General features: G+C 61.7%; 2 protein-coding genes. Both read right to left on the minus strand.

The window, feature by feature from the left end:
• Positions 1-73: 73 nt before the first annotated feature.
• A complete protein-coding gene (locus tag F8N49_RS27405; protein WP_122752268.1) occupies positions 74-865 on the minus strand; it encodes an amidohydrolase in 792 nt (263 codons plus the stop codon).
• Positions 853-2,001 (minus strand): pyridoxal phosphate-dependent aminotransferase, encoded by a 1,149-nt coding sequence (locus F8N49_RS27410; protein WP_151553283.1) that lies wholly within the window; start codon positions 1,999-2,001, stop codon positions 853-855. Before F8N49_RS27410 ends, F8N49_RS27405 begins: the two co-directional genes overlap by 13 nt.
• Positions 2,002-2,095: the final 94 nt, after the last annotated feature.

Consider the following 2,095-nt stretch of genomic DNA (forward strand, 5'->3'; position numbering starts at 1 on the left):
GACGCTCCGCGTCCAGTGAAGCGGAGCGTCACGGGCTGCATTCCCACGCAGAGCGTGGGAATGATCGGCTGCGTTAGGTGAACTCGAAAGTGTCGGCATCCAGGTTCGCCGGAAAGCGCTCGCGATACGCCGCCAACGGCGCCGCTTCCACAATCACCTTGAACACGCCATCCGCCTCCCCCGCCGCCAGCAACGTCTCGCCCTGGAAATCCAGCACCTGACTGTCGCCGGTATAGGCGAAGCCTTTGCCATCGCTGCCCACCCGATTTACCGCTGCCACGTAGCAGAGATTTTCAATCGCTCGTGCCGGCAGCAGGCGGTTCCAGTGCAGACGCCGTGCGCCCGGCCAGTTCGCGGTATACAGCAGCAAATCGGTGTCCTGCGCATCGCGGCTCCACACCGGGAAACGCAGGTCGTAGCAGATCAGCGGACGAATCCGCCAGCCCTTGAGTTCAAACTGCACCTGCCGCTCGCCGGGCGTGTAATGGTTGTGCTCGCCGGCCATGCGGAACAGATGACGCTTGTCGTAATGCAGCACTTCGCCGTCCGGCCGCGCCCACAGCAAGCGGTTGCGATGGCTGCCGTCGGCCGCCTGGATGATCACGCTGCCAGTGATGACCGCATCGAACTTGGCTGCCTGCGCCCGCAGCCATTTACTGGTCGGGCCGTTTTCGACTTCGGCGAGGGTTTCCGATTCCATCGAGAATCCGGTAGTGAACATCTCCGGCAGGATGATCAGATCGGCGCCCCGGGCCTGCTCCAGCAGCAGCTCGAAATGCTCGAGGTTGGCCTGGCGGTCGTGCCAGGCCAGGCTGGTCTGGATCAACGCCAGGGTCAGGTCTGGCAATGCACTCAGATCACGCATAGTTTCGCCGCCGCTTCACGCAGCGTCTCCTCGCGTTTGGCAAAGCACAGGCGTATCAGGCGCTGGCCCTGCGGTGGATTCTGGTAGAACACCGACACCGGAATGCTCGCGACACCGTGCTCGCGAGTCATCCACATGGCCATGTCGACATCATTCAGATCAGGACGGATCTGCGAATAATCGACCAACTGGAAATAGGTACCGGTGACCCGGGTAAAACTGAAGCGCGACGGCGCGAGCAGATCGCAGAACAGATCGCGCTTGGCCTGATAGAAACCCGGCAGCTCTTCAACGTGTTCCGGTTGCTCGGCCATGTAATCGGCCAGCGCGTATTGCAGCGGTGTGACGCCACAGAAACTGACGTACTGATGCACCTTGCGCAGCTCGGCCGTCAGCGCTGGCGGGGCGACGACGTAGCCGGTTTTCCAGCCGGTGACGTGGTACGTCTTGCCGAACGAACTGACCACGAACGCGCGCTGATACAGCTCTTCATGGGCCAGCACGCTGACATGTGGCACGCCGTCGAAGACCAGGTGTTCGTAGACTTCGTCGCTGATCAGATAGATGTCGCGATCACGGATCAACGCCGCCAGTTGATCGAGCTCGGCGCGGCTGATCAATGCGCCGCTGGGGTTGTGCGGGGTGTTGATGACGATCATTTTCGTGCGCGGGCTCAGGGCCGCAGCGAGTTGATCGAAATCGATGGAGAAATCGTCCGGATTCAGCTGCACATGCACGCAACGACCACCCGCCAGCTCCGTTGCCGGTGCGTAGCTGTCGTAGCACGGATCGAAGACGATGACTTCATCGCCGCTGTGGATAACGGCCTGAATCGCGCAGAAGATCGCCTGGGTCGCGCCAGGTGTTACCGTCACTTCATGATCGGCATCAACAGTCACGCCGTAGCTGCGGGCGATCTTGGCCGCGATCTGCTGACGCAATGCCGGCAAACCGGTCATCGGCGAATACTGGTTATGGCCACTGGCGATATGCCGCCCGACCGCATCACGCAACGACTGCGGGCCGTCGAAATCCGGGAAACCCTGGGACAGGTTGATCGCGCCGGTCTGCGCCGCGAGCTGAGACATCTGCGTGAAAAGAGTGATGCCGACATTCGGCAGCTTGCTGGTGATCATCGGGGGTTCTCTGCTCAACACCCGGCTCTGACGACGGCGCGGGAGAGCCCGAGGATAGCCCATCCGGCGCCCATAAAAAAAGGGCGCCAAACGG

The sequence above is a fragment of the Pseudomonas sp. GXM4 genome, from assembly GCF_008923895.1.
GTDB lineage: Bacteria > Pseudomonadota > Gammaproteobacteria > Pseudomonadales > Pseudomonadaceae > Aquipseudomonas > Aquipseudomonas atacamensis.

Excerpts from the sequence above, each read along its gene's own strand:
- F8N49_RS27410 (WP_151553283.1), bottom strand. The coding sequence starts at position 2,001 with ATGATCACCAGCAAGCTGCCGAATGTCGGCATCACTCTTTTCACGCAG.
- F8N49_RS27405 (WP_122752268.1), bottom strand. The coding sequence starts at position 865 with ATGCGTGATCTGAGTGCATTGCCAGACCTGACCCTGGCGTTGATCCAG.